The sequence below is a fragment of the Stella humosa genome, assembly GCF_006738645.1.
Classification (GTDB): Bacteria; Pseudomonadota; Alphaproteobacteria; order ATCC43930; family Allostellaceae; genus Allostella; species Allostella humosa.
In genome coordinates, this window is record NZ_AP019700.1 from 3,908,959 (window position 1) to 3,933,943 (window position 24,985).

Sequence of the window (24,985 nt, forward strand, 5' to 3'; positions counted from 1 at the left end):
CCCGAGACCGCCGCCCCAGCCCCCGATCGGAACGCCCGCGATGACCATCGACGCCGGATACGCCGCCCCCGCCGCCCAATGGCCAGACCATGACGGGACGGGGCACGACCGGGCGGCCGCGGGCGCCCAGCCGGCGGAACGCTGGGACATGGCGGGGCTGCCGCGGGGCCTGCGCCTGCTGCTGGCGCTCGCCCGCCGCATCCGCCAGGGGCAGGTGACGGTGGTGGTGCCGGACGGCCGCCGCTACACCGCCGCCGGCGTCGAGCCGGGGCGCCACGCCGTGCTGGAGGTGCGCCGGTCGCGGCTGGCCCGGCGCGTGCTGCTGGGCGGCGCCACCGCCTTTGCCGAGAGCTATGTCGACGGCGACTGGGACAGCCCGGACCCGGCCGCCCTGATGACCCTGGCGCTGGAAAACGAGACCGCCATCGGCCGCACCCTGGACGGGAGCCCCTGGTATCGCCTGGCCGGCCGGGTCATCCACGCGCTGCGGCCCAATTCGCGCGCCGGCAGCCGGCGCAACATCCGCCGCCACTACGATCTGGGCAACGCCTTCTATGCCGCCTGGCTCGATCCGGGGATGACCTATTCCAGCGCCGTCTTCAGCACGCCCGAGCAGGAACTGGGCGAGGCCCAGACCGAGAAGTTCCGCCGCCTGGCCGATCTCCTCGACCTGCGCCCCGGCATGCGCGTGCTGGAGGTCGGCTGCGGCTGGGGGGCGCTCGCCTGCCACCTGGCAACGCATCACCAATGCCACGTCACGGCGATCACCGTGTCGCCCGCCCAGTTCGCCCATGCCACCGCCGCCGTCGCGGCGGCCGGGCTGGCCGATCGCGTCGACATCCGCCTGGTCGACTATCGTGACGTCGTCGGCAGCTTCGACCGCATCGTCTCGGTGGAGATGATCGAGGCGGTGGGCGAGCGCTACTGGCCCACCTTCTTCGGCCAGGTTCGCGACCGGCTGGTGCCGGGCGGCATTGCCGCCATCCAGGCCATCACCATCGACGAACGCTTCTTCGATTCCTATCGCCGCAGCGCCGACTTCATCCAGCGCCATGTCTTTCCCGGCGGCATGCTGCCGTCGCGTGCGGCGATCCGCGACCAGACGGCGCTGGCCGGCCTGGCGCTGGAGGCCGACATCGGCTACGGGCCGCACTACGCCCGCACGCTGGAGATATGGAAGGCACGGTTCGAGGCCGCCTGGCCCGCCATCGCCGCCACCGGCTTCGACGAGCGCTTCCGCCGCCTGTGGCACATGTATCTCGACTATTGCCGCGCCGGGTTCGTCGCCGGCACGATCGACGTGCGCCACATCCGCCTCGCGCGCGCCTGACATGGCCGGCCGCGGCGCCGCGGCGATCTATGCGCTGCCGGCCCTGCCGCTGGCGGCCCTCACCCTTCCCGCCTTCGTCCATCTGCCGGCCTTCTACGGCGACACGCTGGGGTTGGGGCTGGCCACGGTCGGCACCATCCTGCTGCTGGCCCGCCTGACCGATGTCGCCAGCGACCCGCTGATCGGCTGGCTCGGCGACCGGACGCCGGCCCGCCTCGGCCGGCGCCGCATCTGGATGGCGGCCGGGACGCCGCTCGTGGTTCTGGCGGCCTGGCAGCTCTTCCGCCCGCCCGCCGATGCCGGCGCCGGCCACCTGCTGGCCTGGAGCATCCTGCTCTATCTCGGTTGGACGATGGTGGGCCTAGCCTACCAGGCCTGGGGCGCCGAGCTGTCGGACGACTATCACGAGCGCACCCGCATCGCCGGCTGGCGTGAGGGCGCCACCGTCGCGGGCACGCTGGCCGCGGCCGGGCTGCCGGCCGTGATCGACCCCGCCGGCGGACCGGCCGCAGCACTCGCCATGATCGCGGTCGGCGTCGCACTCGCCCTGCCGATCACGGTCGGCGCCTGCCTGGCGCTGGTGGCGGAGCGCCCGCCCGCACCCGCCCGCGTCGCCGGCTGGCATGCCGCCGCCGGCCTGGTCGCCGGCAACCGGCCGTTCCGGCGCCTGCTGGCGGCCTACCTGCTGAACGGGCTGGCCAACGGCCTGCCGGCGACGCTCTTCGTCCTCTTCGTCACCCATCGCCTGGCCAGCCCCGAGCAGGCCGGCCCGCTGCTGCTCGCCTATTTCCTGGCCGGGCTGGTCAGCGTGCCGGCCTGGCTGTGGGCCAGCCGGCGGCTCGGCAAGCATCGCGCCTGGTGCGTCGCCATGCTGGTCGCGTGCGCCGCCTTCGCCGCGGTGCCGCTGCTGGGGCCGGGCGATGCCGGCCTCTTCCTGCTGGTCGCCGTCGCCACCGGCCTGACGCTCGGCGCCGACCTGGCCCTGCCCGGCGCCATCCAGGCCGACGTCGTCGACCTCGACACGGCCGCCGGCGGCGGGCAGCGCACGGGCCTCTTATTCGCCCTGTGGGGGATGGCGACCAAGCTGGCCCTGGCGCTGGCGGTCGGCATCGCCTTTCCGATCCTGGGCGCCGCCGGCTTCGTCGCCGCCGGCACGGCCCAGCCGGCCGCCGCCCTGGACGCGCTGGCCCTGCTCTATGGCGGCGCGCCCGTTCTCTTCAAGCTGGCCGCCATCGCCCTGATGTGGCGCTTCCCCCTGACCGAGGCGGTGCAGCGCGACCTGCGCCGGCGCATCGCGGCCAGCCCCCACCCGTCCCCGGAGAATCTCGATGCCCATGCGCCGAACCCTGCTGGCCCTCGTCCTGTTGCCGATCCTGGCGCTCGCCGGGTGCAGCCCCATGAAGCCTGAGGACTTCGCCGGCACGGAGCCCCGCTTCGTCGTCGAGGAGTATTTTCAGGGCAAGACGCGCGCCTGGGGCATCTTCCAGGATCGCTTCGGCAAGGTGCGGCGACAGTTCGTCGTCGACATCGACGGCAACTGGGACGGCCAGACCCTGACCCTGACCGAGGACTTCCGCTATGCCGATGGCGAGCAGGACCGGCGGGTCTGGCGCATCACCCGCAACGGCGAGAACGGCTATGAGGGCCGCGCCGACGATGTCGAGGGCGTGGCGGTCGGTGCCGCCTTCGGCCAGGCGTTGAACTGGGCCTATACGCTGCGGCTCAAGGTCGGCGACGACACCTGGCGGGTCGCCTTCGACGACTGGATGTTCCTGCAGCCGGACGGCAAGCTGATCAACCGCGCCACCGTCAGCAAGTTCGGCATCACCATCGGCGAGGTGCTGATCTTCTTCAGCAAGGAGAAGTGAGGATGGCCGCCCCTACCCCGGGAACTGGCCGATCCGCCGCCGGATCGCCCGGATGACCGGCCCCAGCAGCGGCACGCGGGCATAGATCTGGCTGGCTGCGTCCCAGTGGTCGACATGCAGGGTGGCGCGCTCGTCCCCGGCGAAGTGCACCTCGCTCACCCCTTCGATCGCCCAGCGCCCGCCGGCAAAGCGCCAGCGCAGGTAGGCCGCCTCGCCGGTCGCGATGTCGGTCACGGCAAAGCGGGCGTCGGGCAGGTCCGCGAACATGCGGGCCAGCACCCGGCGCATCCCGTCGACCCCGGTCACGTCGTTGAAGGGATCGACGAAGCGCACGTCCGCCACGACGACGCGCTCCAGCCCGGCCAGGCCGGCCGGCGTCAGCGCCTCGAAATAGCGGGCATAGCTGGTTGCGGCCGCGATCATCCCCCACCCTTGCCGGTGATCCGGCGCACGAGCGGAAAGTACAGCCGGTAGGGCAGGATGCGCATCAGCTTCAGCAGCCAGGCGAGCCGGCGGGGGAAGACGATCTCGAACCGGCTGCTCTCCAGCCCCTGGCGCAGGCGGCGGGCCGCCCGGTCGACCGGCATCAGGAACGGCATGGGGAAGGTGTTGCGGTCGGTGAGCGGCGTGCGCACGAAGCCCGGGCTGACAAGTTGGAGCCGGACCCCGGCCGCATCCAGCTCCGGCTTCAAGGCCTCGGCCATGTTGATGAGGGCGGCCTTGGTGGCGCCATAGGCCGCCGCCGTGGGCAGGCCGGAATAGCCCGCGACGGAGGCGACGATGGCGATATGGCCGCGCCGCCGGGCGACCATGGCGGCCATCACCGGCGCCAGCGACCGCACCGTGCCCAGCAGGTTCACCTCCACCAGGCGGGTGAAGCGCGCGGCATCGAACGCGCTGGCCGGCATCTCGTCATGGGTCCCGGCATTCAGGACGGCCAGGTCGATCGGCCCCAGCTCGGCCTCGATCCGGGCGACGGTGGCAGCGCAGGCATCGGCATCGGTGATGTCGAGCGGGAAGGCACGAATGGCTGGATGCGTGCCGTCCCCCTCCATCCTGCGGGCGCTGGCCGCGACCCGCCAGCCGGCCGCCGCCAGTTCGTGCGCCAATGCCGCCCCGATGCCGGAACTGGCGCCGGTGATCCAGGCGAGCCGGCCGCCGCCCGGGGTCATCGGATGGCGGCGGTGCGCGGGGCCGGCGCCGGCTGGCCGACGGGCGCATAGTCGAATTGCGAGCCCTTGAAGTCGAAGGCGATGCGGCGCAGGCGATCGTCGCCATCATACCAGAGGTCGAGGTCCAGTTCGCCGCGCACCCGGTAGCGCGCCGCCCGGTCGCCCGGCGGATCCGCCCGCTCCACCCGGACGCCGAGCAGCCGCCCCTTCTGGGTGTCGAGAAGCTGGCGGCGATCGACGGTCGGCCGCCGCCAGTAGCTGGTCGGCAGCACGTCGGCCGGCGCGGTGTAGCTGCCGGCCGTCGATCGCACGGCTAAGCCGGCAGGACCGGCCTTGCCCTGCACGAACTCGCGCGTGCCGTCATCGTCGGTGGCGGTGTCGATCGACACCAGCCGGCCGTCGCGCCAGACCTCGCGGTTGCGGTGGCTGTAGCGATAGACGGTGACGAAGGCGATCTTCACCTCCAGCGCGATGTCGACCGCGACCCGGGTCTCGTCGCCGACCTGTTCCACCTGGATGCGGTGGGTCCCGATCGGGGTCCCGTCACGGAACACGGTGAAGCGCAGGTCGCTGGCCAGCGCCGGTCCGGTGGCGACGACGAGGATCGCCACGAGGGCGCGGGCGAGGCGGGGTACCGTCCGGGATGCGTCCATGGCCATCGTTACGCGCCGGACGCAGCGGCGGATCAGGGCTGACGGCCAACGGCGCGGGCAGTACAATGGTGGCCATGATCGCCAAGATCCGAAGGATGCCCGACCACCCATCCCGTCGCCGCTTCCTGGCCGCCATCGGCGGCGGCGCCGCGCTCGTCCTCGGCCGCCCGCGCGATGCCGCCGCCTTCCGCGAAATGCCGATGGATGCCGTCACGGCCGGTGCCGCCGCTGCCGCATGCGCGGCGGCCGGCGACGACCACCTCCAGCAGGCCCGCCGCCTGGCGGAAGCCAACGCCACCCTGCCCGCCGACCGCCGCCTTTCGCCCGAGCAGCTCGACCTGATCCTGGCGCGCACGACCTGCCCGCTCTGCGGCTGCGCCATCGGCGGGGCGGAACGACCCTCTAAGTAGTAGGCGCCAGGCACCCCGCCAGGGCGCCGGTGATGGCGCGCATCAGGGCCGGGTAGAGCGCCGGCCCGTCCTTCAGGCTGGCGCCGAGCGGGTCCAGCACCGCGGTCCGCGCCTTGGTCCCTTCCGTCACCGTCGCCACCAGGCCGGCGTCGAACTGCGGCTCGCTGAAGACGCAGGCGGCACCCGTCTCCGCCACCCGGCGGCGCAGTGCCTGGATGCGCCGGGCGCCCGGCTTGCGCTCCGGCGAGATGGCGATGGCGCCGACCGCGGTCAGGCTATAGCGCTGCTCCAGGTACTGATAGGCGTCGTGGAAGACGAGGAACGGGCGCTGGCGCACCGCCGCCAGCCGATGCGCCAGGTCCTGGTCGAGGGCGGCGACCTCCGTCCGCAGCCGTTCCGCGTTGGCGCGATAGCGCGCCGCATTGCCCGGGTCGAGGCCGGCCAGCCGCTCGGCAACGGCGACGGCGATGGCGGCGGCATTGGTCGGGTCCAGCCACAGGTGGCCGTCGCTCTCCTCGGCCGCGCCCTTGGTCCCGTGCTTGTGGCCGTGGTCATGATCGTCCGCTTCCCACGGGCCGCCCTCGCGCGCGTCCAGCACATGGACGCCATCTGCCCGCGTCAGGGTCAACACCCGCTCCGGCCGAGCCAGGCTGGCGATCGGGCGGGCGAGCGGCGTCTCCAGCGTCGGCCCGACCCAGACGACGAGGTCGGCCGCCTCGAGCCGGCGGGCGTCGGACGGGCGCAGGGCATAGGTGTGGGGCGAGGCCGTTCCGCCGATCAACAGATGCGGCGCGTCGCCGCCGGCCATGACGGCAGCGACCAGGGAGTGGATCGGCTTCACCGTCGTCACCACATCCAGGGCCACGGCCGGGTGGGCAAGCGCGATGCTGGCCGCGGCCAGCGCGGCGGCGAAGAGGCGACGGGGCATTCCAGAACCTCGCGGAGTCTCGTAAGGTGGGATCGGATCAGGGTTATATGTTATAATGTTTCATTCATGACGACTACCCCCGCCGCCGCATTTCCCAATCCGGGGCACGACCACGACCATTGCGTGGCGACCGCGGTCGCCCGCGCCGAGGCCCTGTGCCTGGCCCGCGGCGCCCGGCTGACCGGGCTGCGCCGGCAGGTGCTGGAACTGGTGTGGGAGAGCCATGGCCCGATCGGCGCCTACGACCTGCTGGAGCGCCTGCGCGGCCTGCGCGGCGGTGCGGCGCCGCCCACTGTCTATCGCGCGCTGGATTTCCTGATCGACCAGGGGCTGGTGCATCGCATCGCGCGCCTCAACGCCTTCGTCGGCTGCGACCACCCCGACGCCCCGCACCAGGGACAGTTCCTGATCTGCACCGGCTGCGGCACGGCGGCCGAACTGGTGGAGCCCGAGATCGCGCGCGCCATCGACCGGCAGGCCCAGGCCTTGGGCTTCCGGGTGGAGAGCCGGATCGTCGAGGTGACCGGCCTCTGCCCGCGCTGCCAGCCCGCCTGAGCCGGACGACCGCCATGCCCCCGGATGCGAGCGCGCCGCTGGTGGCGCTGCAGGACGTCACCTACCGCGTCGGCGGCAACGTGCTGGTGGAGCATGTCTCGCTGGCCGTGGCGCCGCGCCAGATCGTGTCGCTGATCGGCCCCAACGGGGCGGGCAAGACGACGACAGTGCGCCTGGCGCTGGGCCTGCTGCAACCGAGCGAAGGGCGGGTCGCGCGCCGGCCCGGGCTGTCGGTCGGCTATGTGCCGCAGCGCCTGACCGTCGACCGCAGCCTGCCGCTCACCGTGCGCCGCCTGCTGTCGCTGACCGCGCGGCCGACGCCGGCGGAGGCGCAGGCCGCGCTGGACGAGACCGGGGCCGGCCACCTGGCCGGCCGGGAGGTGCACGACCTGTCGGGCGGGGAATGGCAGCGCGTGCTGATCGCCCGTGCCCTGCTGCGCCAGCCGGCCCTGCTGGTGCTGGACGAGCCGGTGCAGGGCGTCGACGTCACCGGCCAGGCGGAGCTGTTCACGCTGATCCGCACGCTGCGCGACCGGCGCGGCTGCGGCGTGCTGCTGGTGTCGCACGACCTGCACCTGGTGATGGCGGCGACGGATGCCGTCATCTGCCTCAACCGCCATGTCTGTTGCAGCGGCCGGCCCGACCGGGTGGTGCGCGACCCCGCCTATCGCGACCTGTTCGGGGATGCGGCGACGGCCCTTGCCGTCTATGCCCACCACCACGACCATGTGCATGACGCGACGGGCGCGGTGGTCCCGGTCGAAGGCCATCACCACCACGACCACCACGATCATGCCCATCACAACCATGGATGACTTCCATGGATGACTTCCTCTGGCGCGCGCTGCTGGCCGGCATCGGCGTGGCGCTGATGGCGGGGCCGCTCGGCTGCTTCGTCGTCTGGCGGCGCATGGCCTATTTCGGCGACACGCTGGCCCATGCCGCCCTGCTGGGCGTCGCCATCGGCTACCTGCTCGACATCGACCTGGTGCTGGGGGTGGTCGGCACGTCGCTGGCGCTGGCCCTGCTGCTGGTGGCGATCGAGCGGCGGCGGCTGGTGCCGACCGACACCCTGCTCGGCATCCTGGCCCATAGCGGGCTGGCGATCGGGCTGGTCGTCATCGCCTTCGTGGAGACGCTGCGGGTCGACCTGATGGCCTATCTCTTCGGCGACCTGCTGGCGGTGTCCCACGCCGACCTGTGGTGGATCGGCGGGGCCGCCGCCGTCGCCCTGCCGACGCTGGCCTGGGCCTGGCGGTCGCTGGTGGCCGTCACCGTCAGCGAGGACCTAGCCAGCGTCGAGGGCGTGCCGGTCACGCTGGCCCGCATCCTGTTCCCGGCCCTGCTGGCACTCGTCGTGGCGGTCGCCATGAAGGCGGTCGGCGTGCTGCTGGTGACCGCCCTGCTGATCCTGCCGGCGGCGGCCGCCCGCCGGCTGGCCCGCACGCCCGAAGCCATGGCCCTGCTGGCCGCCCTGATCGGCGCCGTCGCCGTCACCGGCGGGCTCGGCCTGTCGTTGCGCTGGGACACGCCCGCCGGACCCTCGGCGGTCGTCGTCGCCCTTGCTATCTTCCTGTTCATGATCGGCTGGCCCAGGCGCCCCGCCCCACGGGATCGCCAGGCCGGACAGAACCGAGGACCCTGACCGATGTCGACCGCTTCCAACGCCAGTTCGTCCCGCCTGCCCATTTCCGTCATCACCGGCTTTCTCGGCAGCGGCAAGACCACCCTGCTGAACAAGCTGCTGCAGCATCCGGGCATGGACCGGACCGCCGTCCTCATCAACGAGTTCGGCGAGATCGGCATCGACCATGCCCTGGTGCGCCAGTCGAGCGAGGACATCGTCCTGCTGAACAGCGGCTGCCTGTGCTGCACCGTGCGCGGCGACATGGTGGACACGCTGCGCGACCTTTATGTGAAGCGCGTGCGTGGCGAGATCCCGCCCTTCGACCGTGTGGTGATCGAGACGACGGGCCTGGCCGACCCCGCGCCCATCCTGCACACGCTGATGACCGACGCCCTGCTGTCGGAGCGTTTCCGCCTGGACGGGGTGGTCACCACGGTCGATGCCGCGGTCGGCATGAACGAGCTCGACCAGCATGTCGAATCGGTGAAGCAGGCGGCCGTGGCCGACCGGCTGGTGCTGACCAAGACCGACCTGATCGACGACGAGGCCCGCGCCCGCCTGACCCGTCGCCTGCACCTGATCAACCCCGGCGCACCGCTGCTCCAGGCCGTGATGGGCGAGATCGACCCTGCCGTCCTGTTCGACGCCGGCCTGTGGAACCCCGAGACCAAGACCCCGGACGTCGCCCGCTGGCTGCGCGAGGAAGCCTATGAGGGCGGCCACGGGCACGAGCACCACCATCACGGCCACGATCATGGACATCACGACCATGGGCATGATCACCACCACGATCATGGCCACGCGCATGGCCAGGACCCGCATGACGTGAACCGGCATGACGACCGCATCCGCGCCTTCTGCTTCACCGCCGAGAAGCCGATCCCGTGGTCGACCTTCACGCTGTGGATGGAGCTGCTGGCCTCGTCGGGCGGCGAGAACCTGCTGCGGGTGAAGGGCCTCGTGAACATCGAGGAATCCACCGACAAGCCGGTCGTCATCCACGGCGTGCAGCATGTCTTCCACCCGCCGCTCATCCTCGACCAGTGGCCGAGCGAGGACCGCCGCTCGCGGCTCGTCTTCATCACCCGCGACATCGAGCGGGCGACGATCGAGAAGCTGTTCAATGCACTGGCGGTTGAAGAGTCCGGGGAACGCACCTGACCGGTCGGTCGTTTATCCGAATAGACTGGGGTCCTTGCCCGTTGTCCCCATGAGCAAGGACCAATCCGATCTGGAGGAGACGGCGATGAAGCGAGTATTGGCGGCCGTCGGGCTAGCCCTGATAGCTGTACTGCCGGCAGTGCCGGCAGCGGCCCAGTCGCAGGGCTGGGTCACGACCAACGTCAACATGCGCTCCGGCCCCGGCACCGAGTATCCGCCGGTCCTCGTCGTTCCCGCGGGCGCGCCGGTGCAGGTCTTCGGCTGCATCGAGGGCTATGTCTGGTGCGACGTCGGCTTCAACGAGGCGCGCGGCTTCGTCGCCGGCAGCCTGATCAGCTACGAGTATCAGAACGTCCGCCGCCCGGTGGTCGAGATCGGGCCGCAGATCGCGCTGCCGATCATGGCCTTCGCGCTGGGTAGCTACTGGGACAATCACTATCGCGGCCGCTCGTTCTATCGCGACCGCGACCGCTGGGACCGCCGCTACGTCTCGGCCCCGCGCCCGGGCTACCGCCCGCCGCCGGCCTATCGCCCGCCGCCGCGCGCCGTCTACCACCGTCCCGACTACCGGCCGGACTATCGCCCCGACCGGCGCATCGACGATCGTCGGCGGTTCGACAACGATCGCCGGCGCGAGTACCGCCAGGAGCGCCCGGCTTTCCGTCCCGACCGGCCGGACAACCGGCAGGAGTTCCGCCGCCAGGTCGAGCGCCGCCAGGAGCAGCCGCGCTTCGATCGCCGGCCGGACCACCGGCAGGACCAGGGCCGCCCCTCGCGCGGCCCCGGCAGCGGCCACCCCAGGCCGCCGGCGGCCGACTGGAAGTCGCGCGGTCCGATGGCCGGCGAGTAGTCAGGCCTAGAAACGACTACGGCAGGAAGGGCGCCCCGGCGAAAGCCGCGGGCGCCCTTTCAGCGTTCGAGTACCCGGGCGCCGGTGCCCTCGCCGCCCATCCGGTCTTCCGGGTTCCACAAGGGGCAGACCTTGGTCGACAGGCAGCCGCAGCCGATGCACCCGGCCAGGTTGTCGCGCAGCCGCGTCATCCGCTCGATCCGCGAATCGAGGTCCGCCTTCCAGCCCGCCGACAGGCGCTGCCAGTCGGCCGCGGTCGGCGCGCGGCCGTCGGGTAGCTCGGCCAGCGCCTGGCCGATCGTGGCCAGCGGCAGGCCCAGCGCCTGCGCCACCTTGATGACGGCGACGCGGCGCAGCACCTCGCGCGGGTAGCGCCGCTGGTTGCCGGCGCTGCGCCGACTGCGGATCAGGCCCTTGGTCTCGTAGAAATGCAGGGCAGAGACGGACACGCCGCTGCGGGCCGCGACCTCGCCCACCGATAGCTCCGGATTCGGTGGCATCGTCCCCTCCCGCATGGCGACATTTCGCCTTGACCTCAAGTTAGGTCGAGGTCGTATCACCCGCGTCGCCGGCCGGCAACGGCGCGGGAATCGCTGCCCGTTCCCGCTGTTACATTCACGGCCGATCACGCCTTCGCGAGAAGCAGGTTAACCCGATGTAATCTTCCGACCGGAAGCGTATCTGTCGGTGGCGCATCGGCCGGCGGGTTTCCCGGCAGCCGGCTGCCACGGCGCTACCGGCGCATCCCGACCCGCTTTCTGGGCCGGAGATTGCAGGTAATCGACGAAACCATCTGACCCGAGTACCCGACCCACAAGCGTGGCCCCGCGCGCTCGCCCTGAGAGCACGGCCCCATGCCCGTACCAGACGACCCGACATCGAAGCGGAACCGGAGATCGACCATGCGCTACCCTTCCCCCCGCAGCCTGCTGCTCGTGTCGGGCGTCCTCCTCGCAGTCGGCGCCGGCAGCGGCGCCGTTCTCTCGGCCCTGAAGGACGAGACCCCGCCGGCCGCGGCCGCACCGGCCGCGCCGCCCGCCATGCCGGCGTCGGTCGCCGCGGTGGTGGCCCGCGAAATCGTGCTGTGGAATGAGTTCTCGGGTCGGCTGGAAGCGATCGAGCGGGTCGACATCCGGCCGCGGGTGACCGGCTCGGTCCAGGCGGTGCATTTCCGTGAGGGCGCCCTGGTGAAGAAGGGCGACCTGCTCTTCACCATCGACCCTGCGCCCTACGAGACCGAGATCCAGCGCCTGAAGGCGCAGATCCTGGCCGCCCAGTCGCGCCTGGCGCTGACCCGGCGCGAGCAGGACCGCGGCCGCCAGATGATCGATTCGGGCATGGCCGCCATCTCCCAGTCCAACCTCGACCAGCGCGTCAGCGCCTATCGCGAGGCCGAGGCCAACCTGCGCACGGCCGAGGCCGGGTTGCAGGCGGCCCAGCTCAACCTGGGCTACACCCAGATCCGTGCCCCCGTCTCCGGCCGGACCGGCAAGCTGGAGGTGACGATCGGCAACCTGGTCGCCGCCGGCGCCGACGCCGCCGTGCTGACGACCATCGTCTCGGTCGATCCGATCTATGCCGCCTTCAGCGCCGATGAGGACGTTGTCGCCAAGGCGCTGGCCGGCCTGCCCGAGGGGGCGGACGCCACGCTCGGCCTGGAGCGCATCCCGGTCGAGATGGAGACGGCCGCCAACGAGGGCCGGCCGATCCGCGGCCAGCTTCAGCTCATCGACAACCAGGTCGATCCCCGGACCGGCACGGTGCGCATGCGCGCGATCTTCGACAACCCGACCGGCCGGCTGATGCCGGGCCAGTTCGCCCGCCTGCGCATGGGCGAGGCCGCCAGCCACCAGGCGATCCTGATCAGCGAGCGCGCGGTCGGCACCGACCAGGGCAAGAAGTTCGTCATGGTGCTGGGCGCCGACGACAAGGCCGCCTATCGCGAGGTGACGCTGGGCGCCCAGGTCGACGGGCTGCGCCAGGTGACCAAGGGCCTGCAGGCCGGCGAGCGCATCATCGTCAACGGGCTGCACCGGGTCCGCCCGGGGGCCGCCATCCAGCCGCAGATGGTCGAGATGGCGGCCCCGCAGCGCTGAGCTGCGGTCGCCATCGCACCGTCCCGGGGGCCGATACCATGAACATCTCGAACTTCTTCATCGACCGCCCGATCTTCGCCGGCGTCCTTTCGCTGCTGATCTTCCTGGGCGGTCTCATCGCGCTGAACGGCATGCCGATCTCGGAATATCCCGAGGTCGTGCCGCCGTCGGTGATCGTGCGCGCGCAATATCCGGGCGCCAACCCCAAGGTCATCGCCGAGACGGTGGCGACCCCGATCGAGGAGGCGATCAACGGCGTCGAGGGCATGCTCTACATGAGCAGCCAGGCGACGACCGATGGCCTGATGACGCTGACCGTGACCTTCGCGCTCGGCACGGATGCCGACAAGGCCCAGCAGCTCGTCCAGAACCGCGTGTCCCAGGCCGAGGCCCGCCTGCCGCAGGAGGTGCGCACGCTGGGCGTCACCACCATCAAGTCCTCGCCCGACCTGATGATGGTGGTCCATCTGGTGTCGCCCAACGGGCGCTACGACACCACCTACCTGCGCAACTATGGGCTGATCAACGTCAAGGACCGGCTGGCCCGCATCCAGGGCGTGGGCGACGTGCAGCTCTTCGGCGCCGGCGACTATTCCATGCGCGTCTGGCTCGACCCGCAGAAGGTGGCCGAGTACGGCCTGTCGGCCGGCGACGTGGTGCAGGAAATCCGCGCCCAGAACGTCCAGGCGGCGGCCGGCGTGGTCGGCGCCTCGCCCGGCATGGCGGGGCTCGACGTCCAGCTTTCGATCAACGCCCAGGGCCGCCTGCGCAGCCCCGAGGAATTCGGCGAGATCGTCGTCAAGACCGGCACCGACGGCCAGATCGTGCGCCTGCGCGACATCGCCCGCATCGACCTGGGTGCGGCCGACTATGCCCTGCGCTCGCTCCTCAACAACAAGTCGGCGGCCGCCATCCCGATCTTCCAGGCGCCGGGCTCCAACGCCATCCGCATCGCCGACGACGTGCGCCGGGTGATGACCGAGATCCGTGAGAACATGCCCGAGGGCGTCGACTATTCGATCGTCTACGACACCACGAAGTTCGTCCGCGCCTCGATCGACGCCGTCATCTACACCCTGCTGGAAGCGATCCTGCTGGTGGTGCTGGTCGTCATCCTGTTCCTGCAGACTTGGCGGGCCTCGATCATTCCCTTGCTGGCCGTGCCGGTCTCGATCATCGGCACCTTCGCGGTGATGCAGCTCTTCGGGTTCTCGATCAACGCGCTCACCCTGTTCGGCCTGGTGCTGGCGATCGGCATCGTCGTCGACGACGCGATCGTCGTGGTCGAGAATGTCGAGCGCAACATCGAGAACGGCCTCAGCCCGCGCGACGCGGCATACCGCGCCATGCACGAGGTGTCGGGCCCGATCATCGCCATCGCGTTGGTGCTGTGCGCGGTCTTCGTGCCGCTGGCCTTCATCACCGGCCTGACGGGGCAGTTCTACAAGCAGTTCGCGCTCACCATCGCCATCTCGACCGTCATCTCGGCCATCAACTCGCTGACCCTGTCGCCGGCCCTGGCCGCCCTGCTGCTGCGCGGCCACGACCAGCCCAAGGACCTGCCGACGCGGATCCTGGACGGCCTGTTCGGCTGGTTCTTCCGCGGCTTCAACCGGGCGTTCGGGCGGGGCACGCGGGCCTATGGCACCGGCGTACGCGGCGTCATCCGCGGCCGGGTGGTGATGATGGCCGTGTATCTGGGCCTGGTCGGCCTGACCGTGCTGGTCTTCCGCGAGGTGCCGGGCGGCTTCGTGCCGGCCCAGGACAAGCAGTACCTGGTGGGCTTCGCCCAGCTACCGAACGCCGCCACGCTCGACCGCACCGAGCAGGTCATCAGCCGGATGAGCGAGATCACCATGGCCCAGCCGGGCGTCGAGGGCGCCGTCGCCTTCCCGGGCCTGTCGATCAACGGCTTCACCAACAGCTCCAACGCCGGCGTCGTCTTCGTCACCCTGAAGGACTTCAAGGACCGGCCGACGCCGGACCTGAGCGGCATGGCGATCGCCGGCCAGCTCAACCAGAAGTTCGCCGGCATCGAGGACGCCTTCATCGCCATGTTCCCACCGCCCCCCGTGCAGGGGCTGGGCACGATCGGCGGCTTCAAGCTGCAGATCGAGGACCGCGCCGGCCTCGGCTACGAGGCGCTCGACCAGGCGACCAAGGCCTTCGTTGCCGCCGCCGCCAAGGCGCCGGAGATTGCCGGCCTCTTCTCCAGCTTCCAGCTCAACGTGCCGCAGCTCGACATCGACATCGACCGCACCAAGGCCCGCCAGCTCGGCGTGCCGCTGACCGACCTGTTCGAGACGATGCAGGTCTATCTGGGCTCGGTCTATGTGAACGACTTTAACCTGTTCGGCCGCACCTACTCCGTCCGCGTCCAGGCCGACGCCCCGTTCCGGGCGCGGGCCGACGACATCGGCCGGCTGAAGGTGCGCTCGTCCAGCGGCGAGATGGTGCCGCTGTCGGCGATGGTGCGGGTGCGCGAGACGGCCGGCGCCGACCGGGCCATGCGCTATAACGGCTTCCTCACCGCCGACATCAATGCCGGCCCCGCGCCCGGCTTCTCGACCGGCGAGGCCCAGGCCGCCATCGTCCGCATCGCCGCCGAGACCCTGCCCAAGGGCATCGGCTTCGAATGGACCGACCTGACCTACCAGGAGATCATCGCCGGCAATTCCAGCATCTGGGTCTTTCCACTGGCGCTGCTGCTGGTGTTCCTGGTGCTGGCGGCCCAGTACGAGAGCCTGAGCCTGCCGATCTCGATCATCCTGATCGTGCCGATGGGGCTGCTGGCGGCGATGACCGGCGTCTGGCTGGAGAATGGCGACAACAACATCTTCACCCAGATCGGCCTCATCGTGCTGGTCGGGCTGTCGGCCAAGAACGCCATCCTGATCGTGGAGTTCGCCCGCGAGCTGGAGTTCGCCGGCCGGACGCCGCGCGAGGCCGCGGTCGAGGCCAGCCGCCTGCGCCTGCGCCCCATCCTGATGACGTCGCTCGCCTTCATCATGGGCGTGGTGCCGCTCGTCACCTCGACCGGTGCCGGGGCCGAGATGCGCCAGGCCATGGGTGTCGCGGTGTTCGCCGGCATGATCGGCGTCACCTTCTTCGGCCTGTTCCTGACGCCGGTCTTCTATGTCCTGCTGCGCGGCCTGACCGGCAACCGGCCGCTGCGGCGCCACGACCTGCCGACCGCCCAGGCGGCCCCGGCCGGCCATGGCCACGGCGCCCTGCCCGGCCCCGCCCCGGCCCAGACGCCGATGTGACGGGCCACCGATGCCGGGCGCATGGCCCGGCATCGGTGGCATCGACCGCCGGTTGACAGGCGGCCACCGGCCGCCGATCACTGCTCGCCATGGCCGACCATCCCCACGTCCTCGTCGTCGGCGCCGGCATCGTGGGTGCGGCCATTGCCTGGCACCTCTGCCGCGGCGGTGCCCGCGTCACCATCCTGGAAGCCGGCGCGCCGGGCGGCATCGCCACCGCCGGCTCGCTCGCCTGGATCAATGCGAGCTGGGGCCACCGGGACGACTATTTCCGGCTGCGCTTCCAGGCCATGGCCGACTGGCGCCGGCTGGAAGCGATGGTGCCGGCCCTGCGCGTGGCCTGGACCGGCGGCCTGCTGTGGGACATGCCGGCCGACCGCATGGCAGCCTTCGCCGCCGATCACACCGCCCGCGCCTACGCCGTGCGGACGGTCGACCGGGCCGAGGCCGCGCGCATCGAGCCGGCCCTGGCCGCCCCGCCGGAAGCGGCCGTCCACGCCGCGGGCGAAGGCGCGGTCGAGCCGCTGGACGCCGCCTTGGCTCTGATCTCCGCGGCCCGCGCCCACGGCGCCACATTGATTGCCGACCGCCCGGCCCGCGCCATCGAGCGCCGCGCCGGTCGGGTGGTGGGTGTCGCGACCGACGCCGGGCCACTGTCGGCCGACATGGTGGTGATAGCGGCCGGCGCCGGCACGGCGGCGCTCGCCGGCACGGCCGGCATCGCGCTGCCGGTCGACGACCCGCCGGCCCTGCTGCTCGCGACCCGGCCGCACCCGCCCATCCTGCGCGGCTTCGTGCTGGCGCCGGAACTCCACATCCGCCAGGCCCGCGACGGGCGGCTGATGGCAGGGGCCGGGTTCGACGGCGGCAACGTCGCCGACGCCGGCGCCCGCACCTTCGCCTGCCTGCGGGGGATGCTGCACGGCGGCGAGGCCTTGCAGATCGACTGGTGCCGGCTCGGCCGCCGGCCGATCCCGCGCGACGGGCTGCCGATCGTGGGCCGGCCGGCCGGTGTGGACGGGCTCTACCTGGCCGTCCTCCATTCCGGCATCACGTTGGCACCCGCAATCGGCCGCCTGGCCGGCGAAGAAATCCTGACCGGCCGCCGCGACCCGCTGCTGGGGCCATTCGGCCCCGATCGCTTCGCGTAGCGGTAGGCATCGACGACCCGCCATAGGCGGGTGCTGCCGCGGGTGCCAGGCTCCGGCACTCAGCAGCGACCCAACTTTCCAAGGTGCAGCCGATGATGCGACAGAGCCTGTTTTCGATCGTCGCAGGGGCTGCGGCCGCTCTCCTCCCCTTGTCCGCTGCCGAGGCCCAGGTGCCGACATGGGCACGGTTCTTCAACAGAGCCCCGTTCGACGTCACCATCGACATGAATGGCGAGATCAGTCGGACGCTGTTGGCCAACAGCTCGGACGAGCACCGGTCGTACTTTTCCAAGGCCCTGTTCGAGAGCGGCGAGCGTGTTTACCGCCTCAGTATTGCAAGAACGGACGGCGGTTTTCTCTGCGAGATGTATGTGCGGCTCCAGGCCGAAAGCAAGCACACGATCTCCGAGTGCGTCGTCCAGTCCTGGACCGGCAACCCGGCGGTGAAGTGCACGACATTCGCCAGGATGAACGGCAACACGGAATGTGAGGCCCAGTTCACCGTCGACGACTGACATAGCGCGGGGCCGATCCGAACACGGCGCCGGCGGTGCCCGACGCGAGGTTGGGGATTCGGTCCCAGCCCGGCGCAGGGGGGGACCGGCGGGCTCGGAGGCCGGCGGCGCGGAGGTGATGTTTCGATCCACGCCCCCCGAGGGGGGCGACTCCGCCGGAACGTCGAGGGACGGCCCTGGTGGTAGGTTCCGCCCTTATGGCGCAAACGCACCAACGGCCGGGGGCAAGGGGTTAGCGCAACCGGCGCCCAGAAGGGCGGCGGCCATGAGTGACGCCAAGCGTCGCATCGTGCCGGAATGGCTGCTAGAGCGATTCCGTGCCAACCCCGTCCCCCGCCTCACTCCGGAACAGCTAGCGGCGGGCAGCGCGCAGCGCTTCGTCTATATGGTCTCGAAGCATCTCCAGTTGCCGACGAGGCAGATGGACGATCGCAAGAGGCTCGCTTGATCGCGGGTCGAAGAAGTGGACGGACGCAGTGAGGCCGTCCTCCTCGACGAACGCGGCGGTATGGCCGGCCTCAATGAGCGCCGGATATCGGGGTTCCATGGCTGCATCCTCCCACCGGGAGGATAGCGTAACCGGCGCACAACCGGCGATGGCCTCGTCAGCTTGGATCGATAGAGACAGGTTCTTGGAGGCGTCGTACTCTGGGTTGATGAAATGCGGGCAAGGCTACATCACTATTGAGTTGAACTTGGCGGACCCCATTGAGATCGGGGATTTCGTCGGTCTGTTTGCAGCTATCGGCGATCAGTACGACCGCTTTATTAAGTCTTCCAGGCCAGACCTTGCCGGCGAGTCGAAAATTTTCATAAAGGAAATCCGGAAAGGGTCAATAATTACAGAAATTTTCCCATTTATCCCGGCCTCGCTTATAGAATTTATGGACGAAGCAATCATCATAGCGATGTTTGCACAGTTTTTTGGGAAGCAGATAAAAGATTTCATCCTTGGTAAGACTGAACCGAATGCGACAAAGAACGACTTAAAAGACTACCTTAATGTTGTTCAGGCAGTAGCCAACGACGCGAATGGCCACGCTACCATTAGCACCACAACATTTGAAAAAGGCGTTTGGAGAACAAGAGCCGATTTTTCGTTCACTACAAAAGAAGCGCGCGAGGCCGCTGCTACGATCGAAAAGCAGCGTTTAGATTTGGACCGAACTTCCAGCTCCGACCGAGAGCGTCAGTTAATGGTTTTCAAGCGGTCAGATCGTGGCGACGCCGGGTTAGGTATCCGCAGCGGCGAGCGAGTTACAATCGAAGACATTGATCGCCGAGACCTCCCTTTGATTTATGCCTCTGAGTTAGCCGAGCAAAGGATCAAGCATGAAATCCGTGAAGCAGACCGGAACATATACAAACTTGGCTTTGTTGTGGACGTAAATATACAGTTACGAGCCGGCCGGCCAATAGCATATCGCGTTACCGCTGTGCATTCCGTTATCGATCTCCCCGATGACGAATCGCCTTAGCCATCATCCAACCGCACCGTCTGACACCCTATCGCGACCAACGACTGCACCAGGAACACGGCCGAGAAGCCGCCCCGGCTACAGCATCAACGACCCGGTCGGGTCGGTTGCCGGCCTGGTACCGAAATTCTCGACCCGGCGGCCATGCACTGCCCGCATCCTGGGCATGTGCCCACGGCGGTTGCATCGCCAGCCGCCAGCCCGGACAATCATGGTCCAATGACCGACGCCAGCCGGCCCGTCGCGGCCCCCGCCCCGCCAGCGCGACCCCGGTCGCTCCAGCCCCTGCCCGCAACCTGATCGACGGCCCGACGCTGGGGCTCCTGGTCACGATGTCGGTGCTGTGGGGGGTCAACTGGCCGATGATGAAGCCGGCCGTGATCGACCTCGGCCCCTGGATGTTCCGGGCCATCTGCCTGCTGATCGCCGTGATCGGGATGCTGATCCTGGTGCGGGCGACGGGCGAGCGCATGCGGCTGCCGCCGCGGGCGCTGGTCGGGCCGCTGATCCTGGCCTCGGCCATCAACGTCACCCTCTGGCACGTGCTGACGGGCTTCGGCCTGGCCTACATGGCCGCCGGCCGGGCCGGCATCATCGCCTACCTGATGCCCGTCATCTCCACGGTCCTGGCGGCGCCGATGCTGGGGGAGAAGCTGACCTGGCGGAAGATCGTCGCCCTCTTCCTGGGTGCGGCGGGCCTGGCGGTGCTGATCTGGCCCGAGATCGGGCGGATCGGCGGCGACCTGCGCGGGCCGCTGCTGATGCTGGGCTCGGCCTTTGCCTGGGCCTTCGGCACCATGCTGATCAAAGGCCGCCGCTGGGGCTATTCGCCGGCACAGTTGACCACCTGGCAGATGCTGATCGGCACGCCGCCCCTGGTGATCCTGGCGCTCCTGCTGGCCCCCCTGCCCGACCCGGCCCAGGTGACGGCGATGGGCTGGATCGGCCTCATCTATGCCTCGACCGTCGCCATGGTCTGGTGCCACTACACCTGGTACCGGATCCTCGACCGGCTGCCGGCCAGCATCGCTTCCATCAGCACGCTGGCGATCCCGGCGGTCGGCGTCATCGCCAGCGCCATCCTGCTGGGCGAGCCGCTGGGCTTCACCGAGTTCGCCGCGCTGACGCTGGTGCTGGGCGCCATTACCATCGTCATCTGGCCGAAGTCGGCGGGTTGACCATCCCGGGGTGGGCATCGACCCACCCCATGTAGTCCTGGAAGCTGCGCTCCAGCCCCCAGTCTGAGCGGTAGCCGAGTGCGGCCAGGCGATCGACCGCCAGCGGCCGGCGGTCGCGGGCGCCGTGCAGGTCGACGGTCGGCGTCTCGCCGCGCTCGGCCAGCCGCCAGCGAAAGCGGGGAAACCGCTCCGCCAGCAGGCCGCACCAGCAGGCGACCGCCCACTCGCGGCCGCGGCCGACATTGACCACCGACGGCGCCGCCTCGGCGTCGCGCAAGGCCAGCAGGGCCTCGGCCACGTCGCGGACATAGACCCAGTCGCGCTGGCCCGGCCGATCGAGCACCGCCTCCTCGCCGCGCAGCGCCAGGGCGGTCGCCTGGAACTGCGGGCTCAGCGTGTCGCGCACGCCGGTGTCGCGCTCCCACCGGCCGAACACCGCCGTCAGGCGCGCCACCCGCACGTCCATTCCCCACAGATCACCCAGCCGCAAGGCCGTGCGCTCGCCCGCGAACTTGGTCACGGAATAGAGGCTTTCCGGCCGCGACGGCGTCGCCTCCTCGTCCAGCGCGTCGCCGTCGAAGGCAGCCGCCCCATAGGCGGAGGCCGAACTGAGATGGACGACCCGCCGCACGCCGGCGGCATGCGCTGCCTGCAGCACACGGGCGACACCCATAATGTTGACGTCGAGAATGCCGGTTGGGTCTGCCGCCTCACGCGCCGGGCCGGACGTCACCGCGGCACCGTGCACCACCACCGAAGGCCGATGTCGTTCGAGCACCCGGGCGACGCCGTCAGGGTCGCGAACATCGGCCAGTTCGAAGCACACGTCGCCCGGCAGCGCGGCCCAGGCGGCCGCCAGCGACGGCAGGGGCTCGGCACGGTCGACGGCGACCACCGCCTCGCCACGGCCGGCCGCCTCCTCCACCAGGGCCGCCGCGACGAAGCCCGCGGCACCGGTCACCAGCATGGTCAATGGAGCCTGCTCTTTCTGCCCGCGCGATCGGCACGCCAGCATTCCACGATCGGGGCGCAGGGCGATAGCCCGTAGCACCGCCTGATCCACCTTTTCACCAACAGACGTAAAAGCCATCATCGTCGATCAGCGAATCGTAGGGGAGCACGATTGGCATTTGAGGTGATTGCGGGCCGGAGCGAAGACGAAACTCGTTCCGATGGCATTGCTGTCGATGCCGCCGGCAACACCTACCTCGTCGGATACTTCAATGGGACGGCGGACTTCGACGGCGGCCCCGGCACCGTGGAACTGGTCTCCATGGGGGTCGGGCAGGACTTCTTCGTCGCCCGCTACGACGTCAACGGCGAGCTGACCTGGCTCGCGACGTCCGAGACCTCGACCGAGTCCGGGTACGGCGATGCGATTGCGATCAACGACGCCGGGGAGGTCTTCGTCACCGGCGAGTTCTCCGGTTCGGCCGACTTCGACGAGAGCGGGGCGACGGCCTCCCTGGAGCTGAGCGAAAAGGGCGTCTTCCTGCTCAAGTACGGCACGGATGGCAGCCTTCTGTGGGCCGTGTCGAACGATGGCAGCGCCGCGCCGGGCGTGGTGTTTCCAACCGCGCTGGCAGCAGACGCCGCCGGGGGCGTGTATCTCAGCGGCCGGTTCGGCTTCTCCGGGGCGGTCGATTTCGATCCCGGCCTGGGCACGGCGCTGCTGACGCCGGGCGACGAACTGGGCGACTACGACTTCTTCCTCGCCCGCTACGATGCCGCGGGCGAACTGCTGTGGGTAACGGGGCCTGGCGCATCCACGGAATCCGAGGCCGCCAACGCGATCGCGCTCGACGCCACGGGAAATGTCTTCATCGCGGGACATTTCGAGGAAACGGTCGACTTCGACCCCGGGCCGGGCACTTCGATCCTCACCGCCACCACGGACGAGCTCTGGCCGTTCCTGGCAAAGTACGGCAGCGACGGCGATTTCCTGTGGGTCACGTCGTTCGATCCGGCGGCAGCGGGCTACGGCGGCTTCGAGGCCGCAGCGGTCGATGCCACCGGGAACGCCTATGTAACGGGGACTTTCCGGGGCACGATCGACTTTGATCCGGGTGCGGGGTCGGCCGAACTCGTTGCCGTCGACAACCAGCCGTTCGTTGCCAAGTACGACACCGCGGGCAACTTCGTCTGGGTCCGTAGCTTCGACCTGGCATCGTCGGCCACTGGTACCGGGACCGCACTCGCCGTCGATGAGAACGGTGACATCGTCATCGCCGGCCAGTTCTACGGCACGATGGATTTCGACGCGGCCGCCGGGGTCGACCAGCGGGTGGCCACCGATACCGACTATTTCCTCGCGAAGTACGACGCGGCCGGCTCGCTGCTCTGGGTCACGACGCCGGACAGTTCCGAGAACGACGAGCGCGATCCGAGCATCGCGATCGACGCCACCGGGCGGATCCTGATGACCGGCCGCCTGGTCGATAGCGCGGACTTCGACGCCGGGCCGGGGCTGGCGGTGGTCGACGCCGGGAACCGCGAGGACTTCTACCTGGCGGAGTTTACGCCGGACGGCGCGCTGGTCGGCGCCGGCGCGCCGGCGGCGCCCTTCATCGCCGGGTTCGCCGACGACACCGACGAAGCGGGCGATGGCGTCACCCGCGACCGTACCCTGACCCTGACCGGTACCGCCGAAGCGGGAAGCGAGGTCGAGGTCCGGCGCGACGGCACCGCCGTCGACACGGTCACGGCGGACGCCGACGGCGAATGGTCGTATGACGGTGGCGCGGATACGCTCACCTTCGGATTCCACGCCTTCACCGCCGTCGCGACGGACCGCTTCGGCAATGAGAGCGAGGCCTCGGCCGCGCTGGAAGTGTTCGTCCTCAACCCCTCGGCCGCCCCCGGCAACGGCGACGATCTTGTCGGCGGCGGCGCCGGCAGTTCCAACATCGACGGCAAGAACGGCAACGACACTCTCTTTGGCTTCGGCGGCAACGACACGCTGAAGGGCGGCAACGGCAGTGACCGGCTCGACGGCGGCGGCGACCGCGACGCGCTGCACGGCGGCAACGGAAACGATACGGCCTTGGGCGGTGCGGGCGACGACACCCTCTACGGCGAAGCCGGCAACGATTGGCTGCTCGGTGGCGACGGCACCGACCGGCTCGAGGGCGGCGCGGGGGCAGACATTCTCGACGGAGCGGCCGGCGCCGATACCCTGCGCGGCGGCGACGGCGGCGACCGACTGACCCCCGGCGACGGCAAGGACCGGGTGTTCGGCGACGCGGATGGCGACTGGATCGACCTCGGCGGTGATGGCGACGGCGACACCGTGTACGGGACCGCCTTCCACCTGTCCCACGACACTATTGCCGGCTTCGAGACCGGCTGGTCGGGCGACTTGCTGGCAGTGACCGGACTCGCCTCGAAGTACGCCAAGCTGCTCGACAGCATCGCCGTGACCGACGGCGTGCTGTCCCTGAGCAAGGTCGGCGGCGGCGAGATCCGGTTCGAGGACCTGGGCGGAGACTTCCTGACCCACACGATGCTGGGTGCCGACGGGGCGATCCTGGTCTATCTGGTCTGACGGCCGCCCCGGATCAGCCGCAGCCCGACGATCGCCGCCGGGAATGCCGCCAGCGCGAAGCCCCAGCCATAGGCGCCGGTCAGTTGCAGCAGGCCGGCATGGAGCAAGGGATAGGTCATCATCCCGGCACCGCCGAAGGCGACGACGCCGCCGGTGATGGCGCCGATCCGCCCCGGCGGGGCGCGCCGCGCCACCTCGGCCAGCAACAGGCCGTGCCACCCGACGGCGGTCGCGCTATAGGCGACGCCGATGGCGAGGATCGTCCAGTAGGAGGCGCCGAAGCCGATCGCGGCCACCGCGAGGGATGCGACCGCCATGGCAAGGCCCAGGCCGCCCAGCACCAGCCTGGGGTCGATCCAGCGGCTGCCGATCCAGCCCCAGGCGATGCGGGCGACGATGGCGATCGCCTGGGCCAGCGCGAAGATGCCGCCGGCCGCGGTCAGCGAATAGCCCATGCCGTCGCTGAGATAGCTGACGAAGAACGAGCCGAAGATCGCCTGCAATCCGACGAAGCAGAACATGGCATAGGCGTAGCCGCGCAGCCCCTCGTCGCCCCAGACGGTGCGGATGGTGGCGCCGATGGCGGCGAACGAGAGCTGGTGGCGCGGCTGGCGGTCGCTGTCGAATTCCCGCCGCAGCGGCTGGATCGCCAGGCCGAAGACCCAGCAGATGCAGCCGAAGACGATGAAGGCGCTCTGCCAGCCATAGGTCACGACCAGCAGCGGCACGGCGACGCCCGCCGTCATGGCCCCCACCGGCACGCCCGTCTGCTTGATCGAGAATATGAGCGGCGCGTATTTCGGCGGCGAATAGCGCGACAGCAGGTGCGAGCTGGCCGGCGTCGAGACCGAGTTGCCGAAGCCCAGCACCAGCGCCGACAGGGCGAACAGCCAGATCTCGCCGGCGGCAGCCAGGAAGAGGCCCGTGCCCAGCAGCAGCAGCGACAACTGGCTGACCCGCAACGCACCCAGCCGCACGATCAGCCCGCCGCAGCTCAACTGCCCCATGCTGGATACGGCAAAGCACAGGCCGGTATAGAGCCCGGCATAGGCCGTGCCGATGCCGAGTGCCTGCGACAGCGCCGGCATCGCCACGGGAAAGACCAGGGTGGAGAGGTAGGAGAGGCCCTGCTGCACCAGCATGGCCCCCACCGCGAGCGACAAGAGGCCGATGCCGGGCTTGCCGGCGGAAGACGTGCTCATG

At 70.1% G+C, this 24,985-nt stretch carries 24 protein-coding genes; 17 read left to right on the top strand and 7 right to left on the bottom strand.

What is annotated here, in order from left to right; all coding sequences use genetic code 11:
- Nucleotides 1-40: 40 nt before the first annotated feature.
- From STVA_RS18385 to STVA_RS18395, 3 genes are read left to right on the top strand one after another with little or no spacing between them, the layout of a single operon-like run.
- On the top strand, nucleotides 41-1,330 hold the full coding sequence (locus STVA_RS18385) for an SAM-dependent methyltransferase (protein ID WP_245978462.1): 1,290 nt from the start codon (nucleotides 41-43) through the stop codon (nucleotides 1,328-1,330).
- Between the two features lies 1 nt (nucleotide 1,331).
- Nucleotides 1,332-2,738 carry an MFS transporter gene (locus STVA_RS18390; RefSeq protein ID WP_123693383.1) on the top strand — a complete coding sequence of 469 codons (1,407 nt, stop codon included), beginning with the start codon at nucleotides 1,332-1,334 and terminating at the stop codon, nucleotides 2,736-2,738.
- Complete coding sequence (locus tag STVA_RS18395; RefSeq protein WP_245978460.1) at nucleotides 2,728-3,198, top strand: DUF3833 domain-containing protein; 471 nt, start codon at nucleotides 2,728-2,730, stop codon at nucleotides 3,196-3,198. The genes STVA_RS18390 and STVA_RS18395 overlap by 11 nt, the downstream gene beginning before the upstream one ends.
- 12 nt (nucleotides 3,199-3,210) lie before the next feature.
- Here STVA_RS18395 and STVA_RS18400 read toward each other — a convergent pair whose 3' ends face one another.
- The 3 genes from STVA_RS18400 to STVA_RS18410 are packed head-to-tail and all read right to left on the bottom strand — an operon-like array spanning nucleotide 3,211 to nucleotide 5,023.
- Complete coding sequence (locus STVA_RS18400) at nucleotides 3,211-3,621, bottom strand: nuclear transport factor 2 family protein (RefSeq protein ID WP_123693381.1); 411 nt, start codon at nucleotides 3,619-3,621, stop codon at nucleotides 3,211-3,213.
- Nucleotides 3,618-4,370 carry an SDR family NAD(P)-dependent oxidoreductase gene (locus STVA_RS18405; protein WP_123693380.1) on the bottom strand — a complete coding sequence of 251 codons (753 nt, stop codon included), beginning with the start codon at nucleotides 4,368-4,370 and terminating at the stop codon, nucleotides 3,618-3,620. Before STVA_RS18405 ends, STVA_RS18400 begins: the two co-directional genes overlap by 4 nt.
- Nucleotides 4,367-5,023: a DUF6134 family protein gene (locus STVA_RS18410; RefSeq protein ID WP_142235814.1), complete on the bottom strand. Its 657-nt coding sequence runs from the start codon at nucleotides 5,021-5,023 to the stop codon at nucleotides 4,367-4,369. Before STVA_RS18410 ends, STVA_RS18405 begins: the two co-directional genes overlap by 4 nt.
- Nucleotides 5,024-5,118: 95 nt before the next feature.
- Between STVA_RS18410 and STVA_RS18415 the strand changes: the two genes are divergently transcribed.
- A complete protein-coding gene (locus STVA_RS18415) occupies nucleotides 5,119-5,433 on the top strand; it encodes a hypothetical protein (RefSeq protein WP_142235815.1) in 315 nt (104 codons plus the stop codon).
- On the opposite strand, the gene STVA_RS18420 is transcribed toward STVA_RS18415, so the two are convergent.
- Nucleotides 5,426-6,361: a zinc ABC transporter substrate-binding protein gene (locus STVA_RS18420; RefSeq protein ID WP_123693374.1), complete on the bottom strand. Its 936-nt coding sequence runs from the start codon at nucleotides 6,359-6,361 to the stop codon at nucleotides 5,426-5,428. The two genes, STVA_RS18415 and STVA_RS18420, sit on opposite strands and share 8 nt — an antisense overlap.
- A gap of 66 nt (nucleotides 6,362-6,427) precedes the next feature.
- Here STVA_RS18420 and STVA_RS18425 point away from each other — a divergent pair, with 66 nt between their 5' ends.
- From STVA_RS18425 to STVA_RS18445, 5 genes are all read left to right on the top strand, one after another.
- Nucleotides 6,428-6,916 (top strand): Fur family transcriptional regulator, encoded by a 489-nt coding sequence (locus STVA_RS18425; RefSeq protein WP_123693372.1) that lies wholly within the window; start codon nucleotides 6,428-6,430, stop codon nucleotides 6,914-6,916.
- Nucleotides 6,917-6,930: 14 nt separating this feature from the next.
- Entirely contained in the window at nucleotides 6,931-7,731 is an 801-nt protein-coding gene (locus STVA_RS18430; protein ID WP_123693369.1) for a metal ABC transporter ATP-binding protein, read from the top strand.
- 5 nt (nucleotides 7,732-7,736) lie between these two features.
- Nucleotides 7,737-8,561: a zinc ABC transporter permease subunit ZnuB gene (gene znuB, locus STVA_RS18435; protein WP_123693367.1), complete on the top strand. Its 825-nt coding sequence runs from the start codon at nucleotides 7,737-7,739 to the stop codon at nucleotides 8,559-8,561.
- Between the two features lie 3 nt (nucleotides 8,562-8,564).
- Nucleotides 8,565-9,704, top strand: coding sequence for a CobW family GTP-binding protein (locus STVA_RS18440; protein WP_123693365.1), 1,140 nt, complete (start codon nucleotides 8,565-8,567; stop codon nucleotides 9,702-9,704).
- Between the two features lie 85 nt (nucleotides 9,705-9,789).
- Nucleotides 9,790-10,554, top strand: a complete 765-nt coding sequence (locus STVA_RS18445; RefSeq protein WP_170216632.1) for an SH3 domain-containing protein — start codon at nucleotides 9,790-9,792, stop codon at nucleotides 10,552-10,554.
- A 59-nt stretch (nucleotides 10,555-10,613) separates the two neighbouring features.
- Here STVA_RS18445 and soxR read toward each other — a convergent pair whose 3' ends face one another.
- Nucleotides 10,614-11,054 (bottom strand): redox-sensitive transcriptional activator SoxR, encoded by a 441-nt coding sequence (gene soxR, locus STVA_RS18450; protein ID WP_123693361.1) that lies wholly within the window; start codon nucleotides 11,052-11,054, stop codon nucleotides 10,614-10,616.
- Nucleotides 11,055-11,456: 402 nt separating this feature from the next.
- On the opposite strand from soxR, the gene STVA_RS18455 reads away from it, so the two are divergent.
- From STVA_RS18455 to STVA_RS18485, 7 genes are all read left to right on the top strand, one after another.
- Entirely contained in the window at nucleotides 11,457-12,650 is a 1,194-nt protein-coding gene (locus STVA_RS18455) for an efflux RND transporter periplasmic adaptor subunit (RefSeq protein ID WP_123693359.1), read from the top strand.
- A gap of 38 nt (nucleotides 12,651-12,688) precedes the next feature.
- Nucleotides 12,689-15,916 (top strand): efflux RND transporter permease subunit, encoded by a 3,228-nt coding sequence (locus STVA_RS18460; protein ID WP_123693357.1) that lies wholly within the window; start codon nucleotides 12,689-12,691, stop codon nucleotides 15,914-15,916.
- Nucleotides 15,917-16,005: 89 nt separating this feature from the next.
- On the top strand, nucleotides 16,006-17,067 hold the full coding sequence (locus STVA_RS18465) for an NAD(P)/FAD-dependent oxidoreductase (protein WP_123693355.1): 1,062 nt from the start codon (nucleotides 16,006-16,008) through the stop codon (nucleotides 17,065-17,067).
- Nucleotides 17,068-17,159: 92 nt separating this feature from the next.
- Complete coding sequence (locus tag STVA_RS18470) at nucleotides 17,160-17,582, top strand: hypothetical protein (RefSeq protein WP_123693353.1); 423 nt, start codon at nucleotides 17,160-17,162, stop codon at nucleotides 17,580-17,582.
- A gap of 265 nt (nucleotides 17,583-17,847) precedes the next feature.
- Complete coding sequence (locus tag STVA_RS18475) at nucleotides 17,848-18,030, top strand: hypothetical protein (RefSeq protein WP_123693351.1); 183 nt, start codon at nucleotides 17,848-17,850, stop codon at nucleotides 18,028-18,030.
- 97 nt (nucleotides 18,031-18,127) lie between these two features.
- Nucleotides 18,128-19,060 (top strand): hypothetical protein, encoded by a 933-nt coding sequence (locus STVA_RS18480; protein WP_142235816.1) that lies wholly within the window; start codon nucleotides 18,128-18,130, stop codon nucleotides 19,058-19,060.
- Nucleotides 19,061-19,392: 332 nt separating this feature from the next.
- Nucleotides 19,393-20,238 carry a DMT family transporter gene (locus STVA_RS18485; RefSeq protein ID WP_142235817.1) on the top strand — a complete coding sequence of 282 codons (846 nt, stop codon included), beginning with the start codon at nucleotides 19,393-19,395 and terminating at the stop codon, nucleotides 20,236-20,238.
- Here STVA_RS18485 and STVA_RS18490 read toward each other — a convergent pair.
- Entirely contained in the window at nucleotides 20,213-21,205 is a 993-nt protein-coding gene (locus STVA_RS18490) for an NAD-dependent epimerase/dehydratase family protein (protein WP_245978494.1), read from the bottom strand. The two genes, STVA_RS18485 and STVA_RS18490, sit on opposite strands and share 26 nt — an antisense overlap.
- Before the next feature lie 156 nt (nucleotides 21,206-21,361).
- On the opposite strand from STVA_RS18490, the gene STVA_RS18495 reads away from it, so the two are divergent.
- Nucleotides 21,362-23,782, top strand: coding sequence for a calcium-binding protein (locus STVA_RS18495; RefSeq protein WP_123693346.1), 2,421 nt, complete (start codon nucleotides 21,362-21,364; stop codon nucleotides 23,780-23,782).
- Here the strand turns inward: STVA_RS18495 and STVA_RS18500 are convergent.
- The gene (locus STVA_RS18500; RefSeq protein WP_123693344.1) at nucleotides 23,770-24,984 is read right to left on the bottom strand and encodes an MFS transporter; all 1,215 of its coding nucleotides are present in this window, start codon (nucleotides 24,982-24,984) and stop codon (nucleotides 23,770-23,772) included. The genes STVA_RS18495 and STVA_RS18500 overlap by 13 nt on opposite strands.
- Nucleotide 24,985 lies beyond the last annotated feature (1 nt).